Annotated in this window: 21 protein-coding genes; 12 read left to right on the top strand and 9 right to left on the bottom strand. The window is 72.0% G+C overall.

All coding sequences use genetic code 11. The annotated features are described in order from the left end of the window. Positions 1 to 38: 38 nt before the first annotated feature. Both ACFY0D_RS11900 and ACFY0D_RS11895 read right to left on the bottom strand, forming a co-directional pair. Positions 39 to 1,064, bottom strand: a complete 1,026-nt coding sequence (locus tag ACFY0D_RS11900; RefSeq protein ID WP_390798203.1) for an LLM class F420-dependent oxidoreductase — start codon at positions 1,062 to 1,064, stop codon at positions 39 to 41. Further along, entirely contained in the window at positions 1,064 to 2,221 is a 1,158-nt protein-coding gene (locus ACFY0D_RS11895) for a CaiB/BaiF CoA transferase family protein (RefSeq protein WP_390798202.1), read from the bottom strand. The genes ACFY0D_RS11900 and ACFY0D_RS11895 overlap by 1 nt, the downstream gene beginning before the upstream one ends. 346 nt (positions 2,222 to 2,567) lie before the next feature. Here ACFY0D_RS11895 and ACFY0D_RS11890 point away from each other — a divergent pair, with 346 nt between their 5' ends. Then, positions 2,568 to 3,767: a saccharopine dehydrogenase family protein gene (locus ACFY0D_RS11890; protein WP_390798201.1), complete on the top strand. Its 1,200-nt coding sequence runs from the start codon at positions 2,568 to 2,570 to the stop codon at positions 3,765 to 3,767. A 43-nt stretch (positions 3,768 to 3,810) separates the two neighbouring features. Here ACFY0D_RS11890 and ACFY0D_RS11885 read toward each other — a convergent pair whose 3' ends face one another. After that, positions 3,811 to 4,488, bottom strand: a complete 678-nt coding sequence (locus ACFY0D_RS11885; protein WP_390798200.1) for an endonuclease V — start codon at positions 4,486 to 4,488, stop codon at positions 3,811 to 3,813. 26 nt (positions 4,489 to 4,514) lie between these two features. On the opposite strand from ACFY0D_RS11885, the gene ACFY0D_RS11880 reads away from it, so the two are divergent. Then, the gene (locus ACFY0D_RS11880) at positions 4,515 to 4,814 is read left to right on the top strand and encodes a YciI family protein (protein WP_390798199.1); all 300 of its coding nucleotides are present in this window, start codon (positions 4,515 to 4,517) and stop codon (positions 4,812 to 4,814) included. A 119-nt stretch (positions 4,815 to 4,933) separates the two neighbouring features. Then, positions 4,934 to 5,470 (top strand): GNAT family N-acetyltransferase, encoded by a 537-nt coding sequence (locus ACFY0D_RS11875; protein WP_390798198.1) that lies wholly within the window; start codon positions 4,934 to 4,936, stop codon positions 5,468 to 5,470. Here ACFY0D_RS11875 and ACFY0D_RS11870 read toward each other — a convergent pair whose 3' ends face one another. From ACFY0D_RS11870 to ACFY0D_RS11860, 3 genes are all read right to left on the bottom strand, one after another. Then, on the bottom strand, positions 5,471 to 6,553 hold the full coding sequence (locus ACFY0D_RS11870) for a WD40/YVTN/BNR-like repeat-containing protein (protein ID WP_390798504.1): 1,083 nt from the start codon (positions 6,551 to 6,553) through the stop codon (positions 5,471 to 5,473). 128 nt (positions 6,554 to 6,681) lie between these two features. Further along, the gene (locus tag ACFY0D_RS11865; protein ID WP_390798197.1) at positions 6,682 to 8,313 is read right to left on the bottom strand and encodes an amidohydrolase; all 1,632 of its coding nucleotides are present in this window, start codon (positions 8,311 to 8,313) and stop codon (positions 6,682 to 6,684) included. Between the two features lie 89 nt (positions 8,314 to 8,402). Beyond that, positions 8,403 to 9,077, bottom strand: a complete 675-nt coding sequence (locus tag ACFY0D_RS11860) for a TetR/AcrR family transcriptional regulator (protein WP_390798196.1) — start codon at positions 9,075 to 9,077, stop codon at positions 8,403 to 8,405. A 71-nt stretch (positions 9,078 to 9,148) separates the two neighbouring features. Here ACFY0D_RS11860 and ACFY0D_RS11855 point away from each other — a divergent pair, with 71 nt between their 5' ends. The 8 genes from ACFY0D_RS11855 (at position 9,149) to ACFY0D_RS11820 (ending at position 17,113) form a co-directional block, all read left to right on the top strand. Then, entirely contained in the window at positions 9,149 to 10,597 is a 1,449-nt protein-coding gene (locus ACFY0D_RS11855; protein ID WP_390798195.1) for a purine-cytosine permease family protein, read from the top strand. 227 nt (positions 10,598 to 10,824) lie between these two features. After that, positions 10,825 to 11,241: an SsgA family sporulation/cell division regulator gene (locus tag ACFY0D_RS11850; RefSeq protein WP_390798194.1), complete on the top strand. Its 417-nt coding sequence runs from the start codon at positions 10,825 to 10,827 to the stop codon at positions 11,239 to 11,241. 178 nt (positions 11,242 to 11,419) lie between these two features. Continuing rightward, entirely contained in the window at positions 11,420 to 13,063 is a 1,644-nt protein-coding gene (locus ACFY0D_RS11845; protein ID WP_390798193.1) for an ABC-F family ATP-binding cassette domain-containing protein, read from the top strand. A 382-nt stretch (positions 13,064 to 13,445) separates the two neighbouring features. Continuing rightward, complete coding sequence (locus tag ACFY0D_RS11840) at positions 13,446 to 14,417, top strand: acyl-ACP desaturase (protein ID WP_390798192.1); 972 nt, start codon at positions 13,446 to 13,448, stop codon at positions 14,415 to 14,417. 72 nt (positions 14,418 to 14,489) lie between these two features. Further along, entirely contained in the window at positions 14,490 to 14,792 is a 303-nt protein-coding gene (locus ACFY0D_RS11835; RefSeq protein ID WP_189741076.1) for a hypothetical protein, read from the top strand. Further along, complete coding sequence (locus ACFY0D_RS11830; protein ID WP_390798191.1) at positions 14,785 to 15,918, top strand: hypothetical protein; 1,134 nt, start codon at positions 14,785 to 14,787, stop codon at positions 15,916 to 15,918. The genes ACFY0D_RS11835 and ACFY0D_RS11830 overlap by 8 nt, the downstream gene beginning before the upstream one ends. After that, a complete protein-coding gene (locus tag ACFY0D_RS11825; protein WP_390798190.1) occupies positions 15,915 to 16,535 on the top strand; it encodes a hypothetical protein in 621 nt (206 codons plus the stop codon). The genes ACFY0D_RS11830 and ACFY0D_RS11825 overlap by 4 nt, the downstream gene beginning before the upstream one ends. Next, a complete protein-coding gene (locus ACFY0D_RS11820; RefSeq protein ID WP_390798189.1) occupies positions 16,532 to 17,113 on the top strand; it encodes a hypothetical protein in 582 nt (193 codons plus the stop codon). The genes ACFY0D_RS11825 and ACFY0D_RS11820 overlap by 4 nt, the downstream gene beginning before the upstream one ends. On the opposite strand, the gene ACFY0D_RS11815 is transcribed toward ACFY0D_RS11820, so the two are convergent. Together ACFY0D_RS11815 and ACFY0D_RS11810 are read right to left on the bottom strand one after the other, a co-directional pair. Beyond that, entirely contained in the window at positions 17,114 to 17,362 is a 249-nt protein-coding gene (locus tag ACFY0D_RS11815; protein WP_351148773.1) for a WhiB family transcriptional regulator, read from the bottom strand. 57 nt (positions 17,363 to 17,419) lie between these two features. Next, positions 17,420 to 18,214 (bottom strand): VOC family protein, encoded by a 795-nt coding sequence (locus tag ACFY0D_RS11810; RefSeq protein WP_390798188.1) that lies wholly within the window; start codon positions 18,212 to 18,214, stop codon positions 17,420 to 17,422. A gap of 134 nt (positions 18,215 to 18,348) precedes the next feature. Between ACFY0D_RS11810 and ACFY0D_RS11805 the strand changes: the two genes are divergently transcribed. Next, positions 18,349 to 19,011 carry a TetR/AcrR family transcriptional regulator gene (locus tag ACFY0D_RS11805; protein WP_390798187.1) on the top strand — a complete coding sequence of 221 codons (663 nt, stop codon included), beginning with the start codon at positions 18,349 to 18,351 and terminating at the stop codon, positions 19,009 to 19,011. A 9-nt stretch (positions 19,012 to 19,020) separates the two neighbouring features. Here the strand turns inward: ACFY0D_RS11805 and ACFY0D_RS11800 are convergent, their stop codons facing one another. Further along, positions 19,021 to 19,899 (bottom strand): alpha/beta fold hydrolase, encoded by an 879-nt coding sequence (locus ACFY0D_RS11800; RefSeq protein WP_390798186.1) that lies wholly within the window; start codon positions 19,897 to 19,899, stop codon positions 19,021 to 19,023. Positions 19,900 to 20,988: the final 1,089 nt, after the last annotated feature.

Below are 20,988 nucleotides of genomic sequence, written 5' to 3'. Positions count from 1 at the left end.
GCGGGCCGGGGACGCAGTCCCGGCACGCCCCGGCCCGCTCAGAGCCAGCTCTTGACGGTTTCGATCAGCTTGGCCGGGTCGGGGCCGACCGGGGTGACGTTGAGCATGGTGACGCCCGCCTCGCGGAAGGCCTCGACGCGCTCGCGTACGTAGCCCTCGGGCCCGCAGAGCGTCATCAGCTCGCAGAACTCGTCCGGGACGGCGGCAGCGGCGTCGCGCCTCCGCCCGGCGAGGTACAGCTCCTGGATCCGGCGGGCCTCTTCCCCGTAGCCGTAGGCGACGGCCAGGTCGTTGTAGAAGTTCTTGCCGACCGCGCCCATCCCGCCCACGTACAGGGCGATCTGCGGGCGCGCGAGGTCCCGTGCCGCGGCCGCGTCGTCGCCGATGGCGAGCAGGCCGCCCGCGACGGTCTGCAGCGGGCCGAGCTCCGGCGCGCGCTTGGCCGTCCCCTCGGCGAGCGGGCCGCCCCACACCGCGGCGGCCTTCTCCGGGATGAAGAGCGTGGGCAGCCAGCCGTCCGCGATCTCGGCGGTCATCCGGACGTTGGCCGGGCCGAGCGAGGCGATGTAGACGGGGATCTCGGGGCGGACCGGCCGGGTGAGGATCTTCAGCGGCTTGCCGTGCCGGCCGCCCTTCTCGGGCGGCAGCGGCATGTCGGTGATGCCGTGGTGGTCGATCGTCTCGCGGCGCCAGATGCGCCGGCACAGTTCGACCGTCTCGCGCGTGCGGCCGAGCGGCTTGTCGTACGGCATCCCGTGCCAGCCCTCGACGACCTGCGGGCCGGAGGCCCCGAGGCCGAGCAGCGCCCGGCCGCCCGAGAGCGCGTCCAGGCCGGCGGCCGTCTGGGCGATGAGGCCGGGGGTGCGCGAGTAGACGTTGAGGATGGCCGAGCCGATCTTCAGCCGCTCGGTGCGGGCGGCGAGATAGCCCATGATCGTCGGGGAGTCGAACCCCCAGGCCTCGGCCACCCACACGGCGTCGAGCCCGGCCGACTCCAGCGCGGCGGCCTGGTCGGCGGCCCGGCGCGGGTCCCCGGCGTAGTCGAGCATCATGGACAGTTCCATCAGTTCTCCCTCTCCTGCCCGAGCAGGGCCGGCACGTCCCAGTCGGCCGCGACCGACTCGGCGTGCGCTCCGGGCTGCGCCGGGCCCGTGGTGACGGCGCCCGGGGTCGCGGAGAAGCGCGGCGCGGGCGCGGGCTGGACGATCCCGCCGAAGTCGGTGAAGGTCCCGCGGGCGGCGAGGTGCGGGTGGTCCGGGGCCTCGCGCAGCGAGAGCACGGGCGCCACGCAGGCGTCGCTCCCCTCGAAGACGGCCGTCCACTGCGCGCGGGTACGGGTCCTGAAGCGCGCGGCGACCACCTCCCGCAGCTCGCCCCAGCGGGCGAGGTCCTTGCGGGCCGGGGCCTGGTCCCGGATGCCGAGGAGCTCCACGAAGGTGTCGTAGAACTGCTGTTCCAGCGCGCCGACCGCCATGTACTGGCCGTCGGACGTCTCGTAGGTGCCGTAGAAGGGGCAGCCGCCGTCGAGGAGGTTGGCCCCGCGGCGGTCCTGCCAGCCGCCCGCCGCCATCATTCCGTGGATCATGGCGGTGAGGTGGGCGGTGCCGTCGACGATGGCCGCGTCGACGACCTGGCCGGTGCCGGTGGCGCGGGCGTGGTGCAGGGCGGCGAGGACCCCGATGACCAGGTAGAGCGAGCCGCCCGCGTAGTCCCCGACCAGGTTGGCAGGGACGGCCGGCGGCTCTCCCGGCTTCCCGATCATGCCGAGGGCGCCGGTGACGGCGATGTACGCGATGTCGTGCCCGGCGGTCTCGGCGAGCGGGCCGTCCTGACCCCAGCCGGTCATCCGGCCGTAGACGAGCCCCGGATTGCGGGCGTGGCACTCGGCCGGTCCGACGCCGAGGCGCTCGGCCACCCCGGGCCGGAACCCCTCGACAAGTACGTCGGCCCGCTCGACCAGGTCCAGGACGCGCGCGGGCCCGTCGGCGGACTTGAGGTCGAGAAGGACGGAGCGCTTGCCGCGATTGGTGAGGTCGTAGGCCGGATCGACCGCGAGTCCGCCGCCGCCGGGCCGGTCCACCCGTACGACGTCGGCGCCCAGGTCGGCGAGGAGCATGGCGGCGAACGGTCCGGGGCCGATGCCCGCCAGTTCGACGACGCGCACCCCGGCGAGCGGGCCGGGCCCGCTCGCGTCCCGGTTCCCGTTCCCTGTCACTGCCATCGGGCCCCCAGCGGCTCTGGTGTGCATGGTGTGCGTGGTGTGCGGCTATGTGACACAACTGATGTAACACCAGTGATGCTAGGAACGTGTTCCATCGAACACAAGCCCCCGTGCGGGGCTCCCGGCGGATCGCCCGGCCCGGCGGTGTCCGGCTCCGCGCGATCGGGCGCGGTGCCGCCCCGGCCGTCCGCAGGTGGTGCGGGCGGCCCGCGCGGCGCCCCGGGAGGAACCTACGGGCTGTCGCCGGGGCACCGCGCTCCCCGGCCCGGCGCGCCGCACCCGCTCGCACTGACGGCCGGGCATCACGCTAGCCTCGGCCACCGAACCCCCCTGGGAGGAGCCGCTCATGAACGCAACTGTCCCGCACGACCGGCCGGAACGCGCCTACGACGTGGTGCTGTTCGGCGCCACCGGGTTCGTGGGCGCGCTCACCGCCGAGTACCTCGCCGCGCACGCGCCCGCGGGCTGCAAGTGGGCCCTCGCCGGCCGGGACACCGCGAAGCTGGAGCGGCTGCGCGAACGGCTCGCCTCGATCGATCCGGCGTGCGCGCGGCTGCCGCTGCTGCGGGCCGACGCCCAGGACCCCGCGGCCGTGCGCGAGCTGGCCGCGTCCACCCGGGTGCTGGCCACGACGGTGGGCCCGTACATCTGGTACGGGGCGGAGCTCGTGGCCGCGTGCGCCGAGGCGGGCACGGACTACGTGGACCTCACCGGCGAGCCGGAGTTCGTGGACCGCATGTACGTCGAGCACGACGCTCGGGCCCGGGAGACGGGGGCCCGGATCGTGCACGCCTGCGGCTTCGACTCGATCCCGGCCGACCTCGGGGCGTACTTCACGGTCCGGCAGCTGCCGCAGGGGGTCCCGCTGGCGGTCGACGGGTTCATGCGGTCCAACGCCTTCTTCTCCGGCGGCACCCTGGCCTCCGCGCTGACCGCGCTGAGCCGCGGCCCCCAGACCCTGGCGGCCGCGCACGCCCGCCGGCTGCACGAGCCCCGCCTGCTGGGGCGGCGGGCCCGCGGGCCGGTGGGTGCACCGCGGTTCAGCCGGGAGACCGGAACCTGGGCGCTGCCGCTGCCCTCCCTGGACCCGCGGATCGTGGCCCGGTCGGCGGCCGCGCTGGAGCGGTACGGCCCGGACTTCCGCTACCGGCACTACGCCTCCGTCAAGCACCTGCCCGTCGCGGTGGGCGGTACGGCGGCGCTGGGCGCGACGGTGGCCCTGGCCCAGGTGCCGCCGGCCCGGCGGTGGCTGATGAACCGCTGGGAGCCGGGCCAGGGGCCGGACGCGGAACGCCGCGCGCGCAGCTGGTTCACCGTGCGGTTCGTGGGCGAGGGCGGCGGCCGGCGCGTGCTCACCGAGGTGGCGGGCGGGGACCCCGGCTACGGCGAGACGGCGAAGATGCTGGCCGAGTCGGCGCTCTGCCTGGCCCACGACGCCCTGCCGGAGGCGGCCGGTCAGCTGACGACGGCCGTGGCGATGGGCGACGCCCTGATCGCCCGCCTCCAGAAGGCGGGGATCACCTTCCGGGTGGCGGACGCCCGCTGAAGGCGGGCCCGCCGCACCGCGGCGGCGCCGCCGGCCGGGTGCCTCAGGAGGCCTCCCGCAGCGCCCTGCGGCACAGGGAGTCGGCGTGGCGGGTGGTCTCGGGGATCCGGAAGCGGGGGCTCAGCGCCAGGGCGTGCGCGCAGGCGTTGTCCAGCGAGACCCGGTGCCCGACGGAGACGTAGACCGGCTTGATCCCGTCCTGCGTGCGCAGCGCCCGCCCGACCTCGGTCCCGTCGGCCGCGAGCAGCGCGGCGGCGTCGCCCCGCCGGGCGCCCGGTTCCTCGTAGGTGAAGGTGAACGGATTCTTCGCGACGCCGATGGCCGGGAGCCCGGTGACCACGCCGAGGTGGCAGGCGAGGCCGAAGCCGCGGGGGTGCGCGAGGCCGTAGCCGTCGCAGACGACGAGGCCGGGCTCGGTCTTCAGGGAGTCGAGGGCGGCCAGTACGGTCGGCAGCTCGCGGAAGGCGAGCAGCCCGGGCACGTACGGGAAGCTGACGTGCCCGACGGCGGTGGCCTCCTCGACGACCTCCAGGGTCGCGGCGTCGAGCACCACGGCCGCGGCGGCGACCAGGTCGCGCGCGTCGTCGTAGGCGACGTCCACGCCCGCGACAAGGCCGCGGCCGGGTGGCGGGCCGGGCTCGGTGAGCACGACCTGATGGCGCAGTTCATCTTGTATCGCCCGGGCCTCGGCCTCGTCGGCGGGGGTCTTCACACTCGTCATGATGGAGCGAGAGTAGCCTGGCGATCATGTTCGTCATGGAGCTCACCTACACCGCCCCCGTCGAGTCCGTCGAAGAGCAGATGGACGCTCACATCGCCTGGCTGGACGGCTACTACGCCGCCGGTGTCTTCCTCGCGTCGGGGCGCAAGGTCCCGCGCGACGGGGGCGTGATCCTGGCCGGCGGGGTGTCCCGGGGCGAGATCGAGCGGATCGCGGCCGAGGACCCCTTCACGGTGGCGGGCGTGTGCGCCTACACCATCACCGAGTTCATCGCCACGAAGACCTCGGCGGACCTGTCGACGGTGCGGGAGAACCCGGTCGCGTAGTGCTGCGACCGGTGTCCGGCCCGTTCGGCGGGCTCGACCCGCCCGCACCCCTCTCGACCCGCCCGCACCCTCTCGACCCGCCCGCACCCTCTCGACCACCCCTGCCCGCCGGAGTGTTCATGCAGCCCCGCCTCGCCGTTCCCGCCGATGTTCCCGAGCTCATACGCCTGCGCGCCGTCGCCCTCGACGCCCTCGGGGTCGACCCCGGGCCCGCCGACGCCGCCTGGCGGCAAGTCGCCCGTGCCTGGTTCCTCGAACGCGTGGGCGACCGTCCCAACATGCACTGCCTGGTCATCGGCGGGGCTCCCGGCGAACCGCTGCTCGCCACCGGCATGGCCTGGGTCACCTACCACCTGCCCGGCCCCCGGTGGACCGACGGCCGGCGCGGCTACCTCGACGGGATCGTCACCGACGCGCCCGCCCGCGGGCGCGGCCACGGCCGCCGGATCGTCGACGCGCTGGTCGCCTGGCTCGACGGCATCGGCATCCACTACGTCCAGCTGCACGCCAGCGCCGACGGCGAGTCCGTCTACCGGGCCGCGGGCTTCACGGCCGGCCGCTACCCGGGCATGGACCTGGTCACCGCCCCGGCGCCCCCGGCCGCTCCGCCCGCGCCCGCTCCCGCTCCCACTCCCACTCCCACTCCCGCGGGCTGATCAGCGCCGCCGTTCCAGCCGCGCCACCCGTCCCTTCTCCCCCGCGGCCCAGCATCCCGTGTCGGCCGCGCAGTCGACCGTGTCGAAGGATCCCGCGTCCAGGGACCGCCAGCTGCGGCCGCCGTCCGTGGTCACATCGGTGCCCGTGGGCCCCACCGCGAGCGCCGTCCCCCCGCTGTACGGGAACCAGGCCGCGCCCGACCGGTAGGCCGGCGGCGGCGTCGCCGCCTGGCGCCAGGTGCGTCCCCCGTCGGCGGACACGGCCGCGGCCTGCGGGGAGGCCTGCCCGGTGCGGTAGTCACCGCCGACCGCGAGTCCCCTCGTACGGTCCCGGAAGGCGAGGGCGAAGACCCCGCGCGCCGGATCGCCCGCCGGGACGGTGGATTCGGCGACCCGCCAGGTCAGACCGCGGTCCGCGGAGTGCAGGATGCGGGCCTGCGCCCCGCCGCCGGTGGCCAGCCAGACGTCGCGCGGGCCGGAGCTGACCAGGCACTGGCCGCTCGCGGCGAAGCCCGCCTCGCCCGGCAGCGCCTCGGGCATGCCCGCGTTCGGCAGGACCCGCCAGTTCCGCCCGCCGTCGTCGGTGGCCAGGATGCGGAACTTCCCGTCCACCGGATCGCTCATCGCCAGGCCGTGCCGGGCGTCGAAGAAGGTGAGGCAGTCGTAGAAGGCGCGCGGGTCGGGGTTGCGGAAGGCCTCGGTCCAGGTGGCTCCGCCGTCCTCGGTGCGCAGCACCCTGGAGGCCTCGCCCTCCCCGATGGCCAGGGCCACCGCGCGCCGCGCGTCGAAGGCCTCGATGTCGCGGAACTCCAGGGCCTCCGCGACCGCGCCGGGCGGCGAAACGTCACGCCAGCTGCGGCCGCCGTCCACCGTGCGCAGCACGGTCCCCTTGGAACCGGCCACCCAGGCCGTGGTCCGGCCGACCGCCGCGAGCCCGCGGAAGCGTACGTCCTTCCCGGTGTCCTTCAGCGCCCATCCGGCGCCGCGTAAGTCCTGCGCCACCGGGGCCGGGCCGGGGGCCGGGGCCGCATCGGCCTGGGCGGGGGCGGCCAGTGCGCCCACGACCAGGGCTGCCGCGCACATGCCGATTCCGAGTTCCAGAAGTCTCATGGCGCCGGAAGCTAACGCACCCCGGATGCGCCGTCCAGAGCGCCTTCCGGCCCCTGCCACCGCACCTGTCACCCGCACCTGCCACCGCCCTCGTTCTCAGGTCACAGGCTCGCGTCGCGGTGGGTCACGCCGCCGTCGACGGCGGTGAGGAGCACGGGCAGGTCCGGCAGTTCGGTGGCGGCGACGGTGAGCGGGTCGCCGGCGAGGACCGTCAGGTCGGCGCGGTGGCCGAGGGCGATCCGGCCCGCGATGTGCTCCTCGCCCGCCGCACGGGCGGCGTTGACGGTCATGCCCTGGAGGGCCTGCAGGGCGGTGAGGGCCTGCTCGGGGCCGTGCGGGGCCTGGGTGAGGTCGCGGCTGGGGCGGCGGTGGCGGGCGCCGCCCATGACACCGAGCGGCGGGTACGGGGCGATCGGCCAGTCCGATCCGAGGACGACGGTGGCTCCGGAGTCCCACAGGTCGCGGCAGCGCCAGGCGCGCGAGGCACGCTCCTCGCCGAGTCGGCGGGACCAGTTGTCGGTGTGGTCGGCGCGGGTGAAGTCGCAGCAGTGGGTGGGCTGTACGGAGGCGATGACGCCGAGCTCGGCGAAGCGGCGCAGGGTGTCGTCGGGGACGGTCTCGATGTGCTCGACCCTGTGGCGCACCCGGGGCCCGGGCCCGCCGGAGGCCTGGGCCTTCTCGACGGCGTCGAGCACGTGCCGTACGGCGGCGTCGCCGATCGCGTGGGTGGCGGTGGGCACTCCGGCTCGGTGGAACTCGCCCACGATCCTCGTGTAGACCTCGGGGTCGGGCCAGAAGGCGTGCGTGGACTCGCCGTTGCGGTCCGGGTGTTCCAGCCAGGCGGTGCCGTTGTCGATCGTGCCGTCCATGAAGATCTTCACGCCCTCGGTGCGCCAGAGCCTGCCGCCGGCGCCCTGCTGGGCGATGAGGGCGCGTACGGCGTCGGCGTCGGTGCCGGGCTGGCACCAGGGTGCGACGCGCAGGCGCAGCGGCAGCCGGCCCGCCGCGTCGAGTTCGGCGTAGAAGTCGAGGCTGTCCCCGTTCGCGTCCATGGCGTGGCCGCCGGTCAGCCCGGCGGCGGCCATCCCGTGCAGGGCGGCCGCCAGCCGGTCGCGGCGCTCCTCGCGGGTGGGCTGCGGGGCGACGCGTTCGACGAGTTCGCAGGCGGCGTCCTCCAGGAGCAGGCCGGTGGGCCGGCCGGCCGCGTCGCAGACCACCTCGGCGGAGGCCTGGTCGAAGGTCCGCGGCCCGTCGACGCCCGCGAGTTCGAGGGCGCGCCGGCTGGCCAGCACGGAGTGGGCGTCGAAGAGCAGGAGGGTGGCGAGCACGCCGTCGAGTACGGAGTCGAAGGGGGCGGTCTCGACCGGCCCGTCGCCGAAGGCGTTCGGGTCCAGGCCCCAGCCGCTGAGCCAGGCGCCGGGCGCGAGGTCGCGTACGCCGGCGGCGAGTGTCGCGCGTACCTGCTGCAGGTCGGTGCAGCCCGACAGGTCCAGTCCGTGGGTCAGTTCGGCGCCCGAGACGGGGTGGATGTGGCCGTCGACCAGGCCGGGGGTCACGACCGCCCCCTTGAGGTCGACCACCGTGGCCGAGGCGTCGGCGAGCGCACGGATGTGGCGGTCGTCGCCCAGTGCGGTGATCTGTCCGCCGGAGGCGGCCAGGGCGGAGTCCGGCAGGAACGCGCCCGTGGCCGGGTCGAGCAGTCGGGCGTTGAGCAGGACGAGAGAGGTACGCACGGAGCCTCCAGCGGGGGCGAGAACGACGGGGCGGGGGGACGTCGGACGGGGGACGTCGGGCGAAGGGGGCGTCGGGCGAGGGGGAAGGGTCAGGCGTCTCCGGTGAGGGCGCCGTGGGGCAGGCCGAGTTCACGTTCCGCGGTGGTGACCGCCATCCGGGTCACCGCCTCGGGGCGACCGCGGTCCTCGGTGTTGGCGTGGGCGCCGAGGCCGTCCAGGACGACGAGGATCTGAATCACCGTCACGTACGGGTCCTCCGTGCGGAACTCGCCGCACTCGACGCCCTCGCTGATCACCGCTTCCAGCCGGCCGCGCCAGGCGGCCTCCTGTTCGGCGACCCGGTCGCGCAGGAGGGGCCGGTAGCGGCTGAGGTGGCGGGCGTTGATCCAGAGCCCGCTGATGGCGTCGTAGGCCTCTCCGGACGTGCGGGCGAAGAACCGCGCCAGCCGCCCGGTCGGGGTCGGCGCGCCCCCGTCGGCGCCGGGCGGCCCGTCCGCGCCGGCCTGCCCGGCCGCTCCGGCCGGCAGCAGGACTTCCAGCTCGGCTCCGGCGGCCGTCCCGAACGCCTCGGCGACCAGGTCCTCCACCGAGGGGAAGTAGTGGCTGATCAGACCCGGCCGGACATCGAGCTCCTCGGCGATCCGGCGCAGCGTGAGGCACTCCAGCCCTTCGGCCAGGGCGACGGCTGCGGCCGTGCCGACGATCTCGGCCCGGCGGGCCTCCGGGGACTTGCGGATCCGCTTGCGCTGGACGCTTGACGACATACCGGGGATGCTATTGAGTGTGCGACCAATAAGCAAGCGAGGCGGACACGCCCAGCACCCGGAGGTCCCGCATGGCGTCCCCGATTCCCGACCCGTCTCCCGGTTCGCACCCGGCCCCCGGAGCGCTCGGACAGGCCGCACCGGCCCCGGAACGGGCCACCCGCATCGAGGCCCACGGCATCGACCACATCCCCGATGCCGAGCGCCACGGCCGCCCCCGGGACCTCTTCTCCGTCTGGGCGGCGGCGAACGTCAACTACCTCAGCCTGGTGATCGGCGGCGCGCTCGTCCTCATGGGGCTGAGCCTGTGGCAGTCCGTCGCCGTGATCGTGGTCGGCAACCTGTTCTGGCTGCTCACCGGCCTGCTCGCCACCTCGGGCCCGGCCGCCGGGGCGCCCAGCGAGGTGATCACCCGGGCCATGTACGGAGTCATCGGCAACCGCGTGATGAACGCGGTCGGCGGCTGGCTGGTCTCCGTCTGCTACTTCGCCCTCAACCTGGCCGCCGCCGCGGCCGCCGCCTTCGCCCTCGTGGAACGGGCCGGCATCACGGCGAACACCGGGATCAAGGCCGTCGTGATCGTGACCATCGCCGCGCTCACCCTGGCCATCAGCGTGTACGGCCACGCGATGATCATGAAGCTCTACCTCCCGATGACCCTGGCCCTGGCCACCGCCTTCACCGTCGTCGGATTCGCCGTGCTCGGCCACGCGGACTTCTCCTACCGGCCCGCCCCACCCCTGACCGGCACCGGCCTGTGGGCCGTGCTCCTCGCCGGCACCACCCTCATCGCCTCGGGCCCGCTCTCGTACACCACCAGCGCCGACTTCTCCCGCTACCTGCCCCGCACGTCCTCACGGAAGGCGATCATCGGCTGGACCGCCCTCGGAGCCTTCCTGCCCAGCGTCGCCGTCTGCTCCCTGGGCGCGTTCGCCGCGACCGCGGTCGACATGAGCGACCCCCAGGCCGCACTGCAGAAGATCCTGCCCGGGTGGTTCTACCCGGTCTTCCTGCTCGCCCTGATCCTCGGCACGATCTCCGTCAACGCCCTGACCGCCTACAGCGCCGGACTCGCCCTGCAGGCCGTCGGCATCCGCATCCGGCGCTCCGTCAGCGTCCTGTTCGACGGGGCCGTCGCCGTCGCCCTGACCCTTTACGGCCTGCTCGTCTCCAACCTCCTGGACACCGTCAGCAACTCCCTCCAGCTGATCGTCGTCCTGATCGGCCCCGTCATGGCGATCTACGCGACCGACATCCTGCTGCGCCGGTTCCGCTACGACGGCCGGGCGCTCGCGGACGAAACCCCCGGCAGCCCCTTCTGGTACACGGGTGGCGTCAGCCCGGCGGGCGCCCTCGCGCTCGCGGCCGGGGTGGGCGCGGCCGCCCTCTGCGTCGACACGCTCCACACCGGGCCGATCGCCTCGGCCCTGGGCGGCCTCGACCTCTCCCTGCCCGTCGGCATGGTCGTCTCCGCCACCCTCTACGCGGCCTTGATGCGGACCCTTACGCCTGTGGAGTGATCGGTAACCAGCCCTTCTCCGGGGCGCCCCGGACCCGCCGCGGATCGGGTCCGCCTTCGGGCACATCCACCGTCCGGTCACTCTGTGCGATCACACGGATTGGTTCAAGCCAATCGGTGACACAGCTCACTCAACGGCCCATGCACGGATTTGCCGATTCCGGCGTCTATCGGGTTGCCGGGCCCACCCCACAGTCCGGCAGCAGATCCGCCGCAAGGGAGTGAGCCTTGATCACTGTCATCGAGCAGGCCGCACAGGCCCGTCTGGTCGCCACCGCGCCGAAGGTCGAGACCGTGCCCGTCACCCTCTGCTACGACCGCGCGGATCCGTTCGCCGTGCGCATGGCGTTCCCCGCCCCGGCCACGCTGGAGGGCGTCGAGGTCTCGTGGACCTTCTCGCGCGAGCTGCTGGAGTCCGGGCTGGACCGCCCGTCGGGCTGTGGCGACGTACGCGTACGCCCGTACGACGGCGACCGGACCACCATCGAGTTCCACGCGACGGAGGGCGTCGCGATCGTGCTGATGCTGACGGCCGAGCTCCACCGCTTCCTGGAGCGGGCGGCGGCCGTGGTGCCGCCCGGGCTCGAACACCTCTACCTGGACATGGACCACAGCCTGGCCGAGCTGATGCGCGACACCTGCTGAGTTAATTGGTTTGCGGGCGGCTGCGGCCGCCCGTAGCTTCGAAGACGGCCCATCACCGTCGAAACGGAGCAGGACATTGCTCGTCTGAGGTTCGAGACACCGACCACCACGCCCCACGGCTGAGCCGTCGGCTGTCTCCCCGCGTTGCACGCACCACTCACGCAACCTGGAGGCCTCCATGAGTAACGCCCCTTCTTTCATCACCTGCTCCGCACTGTCCTTCGACTGGCCCGACGGCACTCCCGTCTTCGACGGGTTCCAACTCGCCGTCGGCCCGGGCCGAACCGGCCTGATCGGGCTCAACGGCTGCGGGAAATCCACCCTGCTGAAGCTGATCGCCGGCGAACTGACCCCGGCCGAGGGCCAGTCCTCCGTCGCCGGCTCGGTCGGCTACCTCCCGCAGAACGTCACCCTCGACACCACGCTGCGCGTGGACGAGGCGCTCGGCATCCACACCACCCGGGCCGCGCTGCACGCCATCGAGGCGGGCGAGGCCACCGAGGCGAACTTCACCGCCGTCGGCGACGACTGGGACGTGGAGGAGCGGGCCCTGGCCACGCTCGACCAGCTCGGACTCGCCCGGATCGGCCTGGACCGTACCGTCGGCGAGCTCTCGGGCGGCGAGTCCGTGCTGCTGAGGCTGGCCGCCCTGCTGCTCGCCCGCCCCGACGTCCTGCTGCTGGACGAACCCACCAACAACCTGGACCTGCGGGCCCGCAGCCGCCTGTACGCGGCGGTCGAGTCCTGGTCCGGGGTGATGCTCCTGGTCAGCCACGACCGGGAACTGCTGGAGCGGGTCGACCAGATCGCCGACCTGCGCGACGGCGAAGTCCGCTGGTACGGGGGCAACTTCACGGCGTACGAGGACATGCTCGCCGCCGAGCAGGAGTCCGCCGAGCGGATGGTCCGGGTCGCGGAGGCCGATGTACAGCGGCAGAAGCGCGAACTGGCTGACGCCCAGGTCAAATTGGCGCGGCGCAAGCGGTACGGGCAGAAGATGTACGACAACAAGCGCGAGCCGAAGATCGTGATGGGTGCGCGCAAGCGCGCGGCCCAGGAATCGGCGGGCAAGCACCGGATCATGCACACCGAGAAGCTGGCGCAGGCGAAGGAACGCCTGGACCAGGCGGTGGAGGCGGTGCGCGACGACGACGAGATCCGGATCCAGCTGCCCGCCACCCAGGTCCCGCCGGGGCGGCAGGTCCTGACCCTGAGCGATCTGCACCTGGCCCACGGAGCCGCCGTACCGGGTGAGTGGGAACTGCGGGGGCCGGAGCGGATCGCCCTGGTGGGCCGCAACGGCTCGGGCAAGACCACGCTGCTGCGCACGATCGCGGGGCAGCTCCCGCCGGTGTCCGGGGCGGTGGTGGCGCACGTGCCGACGCGGTTCCTGCCGCAGCGCCTCGACGTGCTGGACGAGAGCCGTTCGGTGGTGGAGAACGTGGCGCGGTTCGCCCCGCAGGCCACCAACAACCTGATCCGGGCCCGGCTCGCGCACTTCCTCTTCCGCGGCGCCCGGGCGGACCGCCCGGCCGGCACGCTGTCGGGCGGCGAACGCTTCCGGGCGGCACTGGCGGCCCTGCTGCTGGCGGAGCCGGCTCCGCAGCTGCTCATGCTGGACGAGCCGACGAACAACCTGGACCTGTCGAGCGTGCGGCAGCTGACCGATGCGCTGGAGTCGTACGAGGGCGCACTCGTGGTGGCGAGCCACGACGTGCCGTTCCTGGAGTCGATCGGCATCACCCGATGGCTGCTGCTGGACGGCGAGCTGCGGCCGACGACGGCCGAGGAGGTCCGGGAGAGGCTGTGGTCGAGTGAGTGAGACTGCGCCTCCGCCGCTGGTATCGGTACCGGCGGCGGAGACGGAGGCGGAAGCGGAAGCGGAGGCAGTGGTGCCGGTCCCGGGTCCCGCACCCGCTCTCGACCCCCATCGGCCTGCCTGCGTGTGAGCGGCCAGGGCCGGATCGCCGCGGCCCCGGCGAAGCGGAACCGATTTCTTCCGTCAAAAACGGGGGCGGCAAACCACCTGTCGGCGTGATTTTGGCCCCCCAAACCCCTCTCAGACCCCTCGTAAACTGCATAGATAACTGGACGTAACCGGACATACACCTGCCGGGGGGTTGGCTGGCCTTGATGTCACGCTTAACCTACGACTCCGTAGGCTACGGAACCGTAGGTAATTCGCTTTGCACCCAGGAGTACCCGTGACGATCACCTCTCCCCACCTCGGCAGCTCGGAGGCGTGGACGGACGCCAAGCTGCTGTTCGCGCTGGAAGAGGTGGTCGAAAAGGAGCTCAACCGCCATCTGAAGGTCACCAAGGACTGGATGCCCCACGAGTACGTCCCGTGGAGCGAGGGCCGGAACTTCCCGGGCTTCTTCGAGGACGGCGAAGCCTGGGACCCCCAGCAGTCCAAGGTCACCGACATCGGCAAGATCGCGCTGGTCGTGAACCTGCTGACCGAGGACAACCTCCCCAGCTACCACCACGAGATCGCGACGCTTTTCGGCCGCAACGGCGCCTGGGGCACGTGGGTGCACCGCTGGACCGCCGAGGAGGGCCGCCACGGCATCGTGATGCGTGACTACCTGCTGGCCTCGCGCGCCGTGGACCCGGACAAGCTGGAAGCCTTCCGCATGCAGCACATGTCGGAGGGGTTCGAGTCCGACAACCGCCACTCCATGCTGCACTCGGTGGCGTACGTGGCCTTCCAGGAGCTCGCGACCCGCATCTCGCACCGCAACACCGGCCACCAGTCCGGTGACCCGGTCTGCGACCGGATGCTGGCCCGCATCGCGCAGGACGAGAACCTGCACATGGTCTTCTACCGCAACCTGCTGGGTGCGGCCTTCGAGATCGCCCCGGACCTGACCATGCAGGCCGTGCGGGACGTCGTCGTCAACTTCCGGATGCCCGGACACGGCATGCCCGGCTTCGAGCGGATGGCCGCGCAGATGGCCATCGGCGGGGTCTACAACCTGCGGATCCACCACGACGACGTACTGAGCCCCGTGATCCGCTTCCTCAAGATCATGGACATCGACGGCCTCGGCCCCGAGGGCCAGAAGGCCCAGGAGGAGCTCGGGCTGTTCATGAACGGCCTGGACTCCGAGGCCCGCAAGTTCGACGAGAAGCTGGCCGCCCGCGCGGCCCGCATCGCCGCCCGCAAGGGCTGACCGATTTCCGCTCGCTCGGGCGAGTGATGCCGATTGCCCTGGCAGAGCCGCGCTCTGCCAGGGTTTCGCGTCATGACCTCGCTCCAGGTGGACATCGACCAGCTGACCCGTCTGACACGCGCCCTGGACTCCTCCCTGGTCTCCCTGCGGGAGGCCCGGCGCGCGCTGGACCACGTACGACCCGACCAGCTGGGCACCGCGGACCTCGACGCGGCGTGTGACGGCTTCCAGGAACGCTGGGCCTACGGCACGCAGGAGCTGACCAAACGCGTCAAGGACGTCCGGGAAGGCGTGGACCGCAGCGCAGCGGAGTACGCGGAGCTCGATCAGGCCGTCCGTGCGGCCTTCCTCCGGGCGGCGGCCGCGCGTGACTGAGCACGCGGCGCTGGGCTTCGACCCGGCCCCCGGAAATCCCGCGACGGTCCTGGCCCTGGCCAAGAAGCTCAGCGCCTCGGCCACCTCCCTCGGGGAGGCCTCCCGGGTGGTGAAGGATCTGGTCTCCCACAGCTCGGCCTGGCAGGGCGAGGCCGCCACCGCCTTCCGCGCCTCCCTCTCGCAGGACCTCCCCCGCTACCTCGGCGCGGCCCACACCTCCCTCGCGGAGGCGGCCCGCCGGCTCACGGGATGGCACGACACCCTGGTCTCCCACCGCGCGCTGGCCACCCGGTACGAGGCCCAGGCCGCGGCGGCGAAGACGGAGGAAGCCCTCACCGATGCCCGCCGCCTGGCCCGCGAACTCGCCGCCGAGCACGGCGCGGCCGCCCGCCGGGTGGCCCAGACCCTGAACGCGGCGACGGACCGACTGGCCCCGAAGGAACCGGGCCTGCTGGCCTCCATCTGGAACAAGATCGTCGACGACCCGGCGGACGCGATGTCGAACGCGTCGGCGATCCTGGGTGCGATCGGGGCGGGCGTGGCCCTTGTCTGCCCGCCGGCAGGACTCGCGATCATGCTCGTCGGGAGCGGCCTGTCCTTGGCCGCTCTGGCGATGCACACCTCGGACCCGAAGTTCCGCAAGTCCCTGTCCGACGGCTTCACGAAGGGCCAGTTCGACGCGGACTTCTGGAAGAGCAGCGTGACGCTCCTCGGAGACACGGTCGGCGCGGTACCGGGTGTCGCAGCGGTCGCCTCCGGCGCCAAGGCGGGCACGGCAGCCGCCCGAGCGGCGATGGCCGCCGCTCCGGAAGGCAGCGCGGTGGTGGGGCTGGCTCCCGGGGCCACCGCGTTCAGGCATGCGGCATGGAGCACCTCGGACGACCTGCGGCAGCTGGACAGTCCGCTCACCGGCTGGGCCATGCGTTCATCGAGTCAGAACGCCAGAGACCGGGTGGGCGTGGCAGTGGCGGGTACCGGTGCACTGACCGCCGCAGGGGACTACGGCCCGGACAGCGAAGCAGTCGAACACAGCTCGACGGCTGTGGACGGCACCCGAGGGGTCCTGGACGATACTCCTTCAGCCATCAGGAAAACGAGCCACGTCTGGTCGGCGCTGCGGCCATGACACAGAAGAGCAGCTTGCCGCCGGTCTGGTTCCGTCTGCCCCCGGGCTTCCATGACATCGGCCCTGGCGATGCAGCATCCTTAAACGCGTTCGCGCAAGCCTTGGACAGCCCAGCCGCCCAAGGGGAACTCTCCGAACTCACGGACAGCCTTGAGGAACTGGCGGGGCACGACGTCGTGCACACCGCCCTCGGCCTCCATCCCGAGGAGCCGGTCGGGCTCACGACCTCACTGTTCTCCCTGACGATCCGGCAGGTCGGGCAGCCCAACCCCCGACTCGCCGTGGCACGTACGGCTTTGGCCATCGCCCGCTCAACGCTGTGGACCAGCGCAGTCCGCAGGTTCATCGATCTGCCGTCGACTCTTCCGTGCTGTCTGGTCGCCGGGATCATTACCGTTCCAGATATTGAGCATCACCTGTTTCAGGCCAGGATCGCGACGGTGCATCCGGATGGACGCCACGTGCTCGTCCTCGACCTGACCAGCGCCTGCACCGAGCATGCCGCCGCCTATACGGACATCCTCGAAGCAGTCGCGCACACCCTCCAGTTCACCGATCCCGACCCGATCGCGCCGAAGGCCTCCGGGACGTCACGCATCCTGGAGGTGCTCCTATGAGCGTCACGCTCACCAAGGCTGCCTGGGACCACCCTCCGACGGTGGCCGGCTATAAACGGCTGGCCGTCCGCCGCCTCAGTTGGGTGCTCAGCCTCGGCGGTCCTCCACTGGCCGCCCTCGCCTGCATCGGCTCCGTTCCCTACGCGGGAATGGCTCTCGCCCTCATGATCATTCTTGTCACGCCCTATTTGCCCTGGGTGATCGTCGCCTACTTCCGCCGGCACCGGGTCGTAGCTGTGCTCCAGGCCTATCCCTGGCGCGAGTTGCCGTGCCGACACCCGCGCAGGCCGCCCGGAAGTCCCGCGACCATCGCCATCCCGTTCAGGGAAGAGTTCACGGCCATGTTTCGGATCATCCCGTTCCCCGTCGAGCCGGCAACACTGGAGGGAGACCACCCAGACCGGATCTGGTTCGCCGGAGACCCCCGCTTCGGTGGCGTCGTATCTCCCGTCGGGGGGCACTATCCCGTGCGCGTCGTGCCCCACACGCCGCGCCGGGAGGAGTGTGGTGGTGAGGGGTTCGACCTCGCGCGGCGTGTGGGGCTGGTCCGTGGGAGCGGGAAGGGGACGCGCACCTGATCAGCTGCGGCGGGGGCGCAGGGCCTGGCGCTCGGCCTCCGAGAGGCCGCCCCAGACTCCGAAGCGCTCGTCATTGGCCAGGGCGTACTCCAAGCACGCCGTCCGCCCCTCGCAGGCCCCGCAGAGCCGCTTCGCGTCGCGCAGCGAGGAGCCGGGCTCCGGGAAGAAGAAGCCGGGGCCCGTCTGGGCGCACAGGGCGAGGTCGTACCAAGCGGTGTCAGTGGTTGCGGCAGTGGTGTTAATCGACATGCCGGAGATCCTGACCGCTGCCGATGGACGTCCGATCAACGACTGATCAACAGCTCGTCATGACCCGGATGCGGGTGCGCTGGCTATGACCGCGAACCGTGCCCCGAAGGGGTCCGCCAGCTTGGCGAACCGGCCGACTCCCTCCATGGACTCCGGGGTGAGGCGCACCTTGCCGCCCGCCTCTTCCGCCTTCGCCGCCGCCGCGTCACAGTCGGCCACCTCGAAGTACGGCGTCCAGTAGGGCCGTTCGGCATCCTCCACCGGGTCGGTCGAGATCGGCACCAGGCCGCCGAAGGCCGCCTCGTCCGACGTGCCGGCCGGTTTGGCCATCGTGTACGTACCGCCCTCGTAGGGCATTTCGCCGGTCTCCCAGCCGAAGACCGCGCGATAGAACTCGGCGGCCCCGGCCACGTCGCCCGTGTACAGCTCCGTCCAGCACAAGGTGCCCACGTCCGTCACCGCACCCAGGCCGGTGTTCGCCCTCGGCTGCCACACCCCGAAACCCACGCCCGCCGGGTCGGCGCATATCGCCATCCGGCCGTAGTCCAGCACGCTCATCGGCTCGAACGTCACCGTGCCTCCGGCCTTCGTCACGGCGGAGGCCGTCGCGTCCGCGTCCGCGCTCTGGAAGTACACCTGCCAGGCGCAGGGTCCCTGCTCCGCCGGAACGGTCATACCGCCCGCGACCGTCTTGCCGCCGAGGTGGAACATCCCGTACCCGCCGACCTCCTCGCTGCCCGCCTGGAAGTCCCATCCGAACAGTGCCCCGTAGAAGTCGGCTGCGCCTCCGATGTCCGGCGTGCCGAGATCCACCCAGTTCGGGGAGCCGTCCTTGTAGTCGGTGGTGAGCATGGTCCACACTCCTTCCGGCCCCGGTTCTTCGGTTCTTCGAGCGCTGTCCTTCCTCTTCGAGCATCGCACCCGCCACTGACAGCGGCCCTCTTCCTCCACCGAGTGAACGACCGTGCGTTCGGTAAGATGGCGCCATGGCTGACGGACGCGTGGAACGCGGCAACCAGACGCGGCGGGCCGTTCTCGACCGGACGATGAACATCGCTTCCGTGGACGGCCTGGAAGGCCTGTCCCTGGGGAAGATCGCCGCGGATCTCGGCCTGAGCAAGAGCGGGGTGTTCGCGCTCTTCGGCTCCAAGGAGGATCTGCAGCTCGCCACCGTCCGTGCCGCCGTGGACGTGTTCAAGGACGAGGTGGTGCGGCCCGTGCACCGGGACCCCGACGGTCTCGCCAAGGTGTGGCGGCTGTGCGAGCGCTGGCTCGACTACTCCGGGCGCCGGGTCTTCCCCGGCGGATGCTTCTTCTACTCCGTCTCCGCGGAATTCGATGCGCGCCCCGGCCCCGTACGGGACGAGATCGCCAAGGCGCGGTCCGACTGGACGCGTTACATCGAGCGGCTGCTGGAGGAGGCGCGGCTGACGGGCGGGTTCCGGGACGCGTCCGACGCGGACGAGGTACCGCAGGTCGCCTTCGAGTTGACGGCCCTGATGGAACTGGCCAACGCGCATTCCGTCCTGCACGGCGACCCGCTGGCATACGAGCGGGCCGGCCGGGCGATCCTACGCCGGCTGCGCGAGGTGGCGGCCGCTCCGGACGAACTCCCGGAACGGCCGCCTTCGTTCACCTCGCCTTCCTGACCCCTCTGCTCATGCCCGTCGCACGGTCGCGGGCGCAGGCGTGGTCGCGGGCTCGGACAGTGCGAAATCGACCGCCGTCGCGATGATGTCGGGGTCGGCCAGGATGCGGCGGTGGCCAAGGCCCGTGGTCTCGATCAGGCGGGCCTGCGGGCCGTAGGCGGCGGCGATCGCGCGGGACTGGGCGGGATCGATCACATCGTCCTCCGTGTCGTGGAAGAGGAGGATCGGCGCCCGCGTTCCGGGGAGGCGACGGCGGGCGTCGAGGCGCTGCCAGATATCGGGGTCACCGGGGAAGAGACGGCGCTCGACATGGGTGCGCAGGGCGCGCGCGACTCCCTCGCCGAGGTTCAGCCCCGCCCGGAACCGCTCCACCAGGTAGTCGAAGTGGGCCACGCCCCCGATGCCGACGACACGGTCGGCCTGCATGCCGTCGTGCAGCATGGAGAAGGTGGCGAGCACGCCGAAGGAGTGGGCCACGACGGCCGAGAAGTCCCCGTGCTCCGCGCGCAGTCGGCCGATGATGGCGCGGTAGTCGCGGATCGTGGAGGCCCGGCCCTCCGACTCCCCGTGCCCCGGTGCGTCGAAGGCGATCACGGTACGGCCCTGGGCGCACAGGGCGTCGACGAAGCCGGCGAACCGCGAGGCGCGCGAGGACCAGCCGTGCACGAGCAGCACGGGCCGGCCCCCGTCCCCCCAGCGGTAGGTGGTCACGGCCGTGCCGTGTACGACCATCCGCCCGGTCTCCGCCCGCGCCATCACCTCTGCCTCCTCTGGCCGTAGTCGCGCGCGCCCGAGGGGGCGGACGAAGAGCGCGAAGACCCGGGGCCCGGCCAGTCCCGGGGCGAGCCGGCTGGTGATGTTGAGGGTGGTGCTCAGGAGTGAAGCCATGGGGTGCATGTGCGGGTTCTCCGGAATTCTCCTCAGGGCAGCCAGATGCCGATGGCGAGCCAATGAGCAGATATTAGCACGATCGTTCGTGTTGTTTCATGAACCAACTCCACCCCGGGCGGCACCCTTCGTGTCCGTTCCCAGTAGAAATACACGCTTCCCGCTGAGAGTGATCAGCGATCTGACCCATCTCGGCGGTTGTGATCAGGCGGGAGACTGGGCGATGTCAGTGATCACCTCCCAGACAGGGTCAGGGGCGATGGGGCAGGATCCGAACGCATGAGCCTTTCGTCGCGCATCGTCATGCCGGGGCAGATCTGGTCCGCGGCCGCCCGAGACCCATCCGGGCCTCTGTACGTGACCAGTTACGGGTCCAGCCCTCGTGAAACAGTCGTGACGATGGTCGACGTCTCGGGAGCCGTGCACTGGGAGAAGGCGTACGCGGGGACAGGCCGCCCGAGGTCTCGCCTGTCGGCGGATGGCACACTCTGGCTCGCGTATCCGAGGGATAGAGGCGGTCGAACCCTGGAAGGAATCCCGCCGGACGGCTCCATAGGCAGGACCATCCTTCTGCCGTGCGAGACGGGCGAGGAGGTCGCCGCGTTCGTTGTACTCAACGACGGCTTCTGCATCAGCTGGGCCGGCGCCTCCCAAATGCTGTTGGAGGCGGGGCACCAACCGTCGCACCCGCCTCGCGTCGCCCCGTACACCGTGGAGGGTCATTGTGTGTTGACTCTTCCCTAGCCACCCGGTCTCCAGCGTTGCGTGGCACGGGCTGCTTACTGCCGTTGAGCACCTGGAGTTCGCCCTCGACTCCATGGCCAAGACGCAGACCGCCTACCCGGCGGCCTACTTCACGGTTCTGCGGGCTGGTCTCCTGGGGGCCGCGCAGGCGGTCTGGGCATTGGAGCCCACTCAACGTAGAGAGCGTCAAATGCGTGGCCTGGAAGCGGCTATGACCAACTACGACGAGCAACGAAAGATGCTCAACGCGCTTACAACGGCTAACACAATGAGGTGAGTCGCCTTCCGGCACCTGACGACAGCAGTACGGTCGGGTGATCGCGCGAGTCGGCCTGGTGGTTACAT

The sequence above is a fragment of the Streptomyces sp. NPDC001502 genome (assembly GCF_042894785.1).
GTDB classification, from domain to species: Bacteria; Actinomycetota; Actinomycetes; order Streptomycetales; family Streptomycetaceae; genus Streptomyces; species Streptomyces kutzneri.
This window is presented reverse-complemented; position numbering and strand designations above follow the sequence as displayed.

Excerpts from the sequence above, each read along its gene's own strand:
- ACFY0D_RS11900 (WP_390798203.1), bottom strand. The coding sequence starts at position 1,064 with ATGGAACTGTCCATGATGCTCGACTACGCCGGGGACCCGCGCCGGGCC.
- ACFY0D_RS11895 (WP_390798202.1), bottom strand. The coding sequence starts at position 2,221 with ATGGCAGTGACAGGGAACGGGAACCGGGACGCGAGCGGGCCCGGCCCG.
- ACFY0D_RS11890 (WP_390798201.1), top strand. The coding sequence starts at position 2,568 with ATGAACGCAACTGTCCCGCACGACCGGCCGGAACGCGCCTACGACGTG.
- ACFY0D_RS11885 (WP_390798200.1), bottom strand. The coding sequence starts at position 4,488 with ATGACGAGTGTGAAGACCCCCGCCGACGAGGCCGAGGCCCGGGCGATA.
- ACFY0D_RS11880 (WP_390798199.1), top strand. The coding sequence starts at position 4,515 with ATGTTCGTCATGGAGCTCACCTACACCGCCCCCGTCGAGTCCGTCGAA.
- ACFY0D_RS11875 (WP_390798198.1), top strand. The coding sequence starts at position 4,934 with ATGCAGCCCCGCCTCGCCGTTCCCGCCGATGTTCCCGAGCTCATACGC.
- ACFY0D_RS11870 (WP_390798504.1), bottom strand. The coding sequence starts at position 6,553 with ATGTGCGCGGCAGCCCTGGTCGTGGGCGCACTGGCCGCCCCCGCCCAG.
- ACFY0D_RS11860 (WP_390798196.1), bottom strand. The coding sequence starts at position 9,077 with ATGTCGTCAAGCGTCCAGCGCAAGCGGATCCGCAAGTCCCCGGAGGCC.
- ACFY0D_RS11855 (WP_390798195.1), top strand. The coding sequence starts at position 9,149 with ATGGCGTCCCCGATTCCCGACCCGTCTCCCGGTTCGCACCCGGCCCCC.
- ACFY0D_RS11845 (WP_390798193.1), top strand. The coding sequence starts at position 11,420 with ATGAGTAACGCCCCTTCTTTCATCACCTGCTCCGCACTGTCCTTCGAC.
- ACFY0D_RS11835 (WP_189741076.1), top strand. The coding sequence starts at position 14,490 with ATGACCTCGCTCCAGGTGGACATCGACCAGCTGACCCGTCTGACACGC.
- ACFY0D_RS11825 (WP_390798190.1), top strand. The coding sequence starts at position 15,915 with ATGACACAGAAGAGCAGCTTGCCGCCGGTCTGGTTCCGTCTGCCCCCG.
- ACFY0D_RS11820 (WP_390798189.1), top strand. The coding sequence starts at position 16,532 with ATGAGCGTCACGCTCACCAAGGCTGCCTGGGACCACCCTCCGACGGTG.
- ACFY0D_RS11815 (WP_351148773.1), bottom strand. The coding sequence starts at position 17,362 with ATGTCGATTAACACCACTGCCGCAACCACTGACACCGCTTGGTACGAC.
- ACFY0D_RS11810 (WP_390798188.1), bottom strand. The coding sequence starts at position 18,214 with ATGCTCACCACCGACTACAAGGACGGCTCCCCGAACTGGGTGGATCTC.
- ACFY0D_RS11805 (WP_390798187.1), top strand. The coding sequence starts at position 18,349 with ATGGCTGACGGACGCGTGGAACGCGGCAACCAGACGCGGCGGGCCGTT.
- ACFY0D_RS11800 (WP_390798186.1), bottom strand. The coding sequence starts at position 19,899 with ATGGCTTCACTCCTGAGCACCACCCTCAACATCACCAGCCGGCTCGCC.